Origin of the sequence: Myroides odoratus, from assembly GCF_965118575.1 — a bacterium.
Lineage (GTDB): Bacteria > Bacteroidota > Bacteroidia > Flavobacteriales > Flavobacteriaceae > Flavobacterium > Flavobacterium odoratum_B.
Map to the genome: position 1 here is coordinate 1 of NZ_CBCPHW010000054.1, position 668 is coordinate 668.

Below are 668 nucleotides of genomic sequence, written 5' to 3' on the forward strand. Positions count from 1 at the left end.
TTAAATAAATTAAACTTCATGAAAATCTCATGAGAACCAGAATGGTAGTTCGATAGTTTGCTGGTATCTGCATCATAGGTATAACCGATAAATAAACCTTCGGTAACCTGAAAGCCAGCTAAACCACTAACCGAAGCATCCCAACGGTAAGCAGCGCCAAGGGTAAACTTTTCGTAAAACAAAAAGTTGGCCGTAACATCTACCTGTAAGGGGGAACCTGTAGTCACTTTCACCAACCCCGCAGGCTTGAATTGAATATCGGTATTGATATCAAATACATAACCTCCCATAAGGTAAAAATGAGTTTTCTCATTCATTACTTTATAGTCGTTGTCGTTGTAGATCGAACTAGACAAAAGCGTAGGTACAGATAGTCCGACATAGGCTTTGTCCGAATATAAATAAACTCCTGCTCCTACGTTACCCGAAAACTTATTGGAAATATTGTTTTCGGATATCGGATCCGTTCCATTGTAAATCTGCAACTTATCGTAGTTCACATCCAAAAGAGATCCCGTTCCTTTCAGTCCAAAAGCCAGTTTATAGGTATAGTTTAAATCTACGCTATACGCTAAATCTACGGACAAACTATTTTGATCCATAACTCCTAAATGGTCATTCTTAAAATGAACGCCCAATCCTAACCCATTATCTGTAAGTGGCGTAGT

Annotated in this window: 1 protein-coding gene; it reads right to left on the minus strand. The window is 38.6% G+C overall.

The window, feature by feature from the left end:
• The coding region (locus tag ACMHJ2_RS17760) for a type IX secretion system membrane protein PorP/SprF (protein WP_413514183.1) at positions 1 to 668 on the minus strand (668 nt) is incomplete at both ends.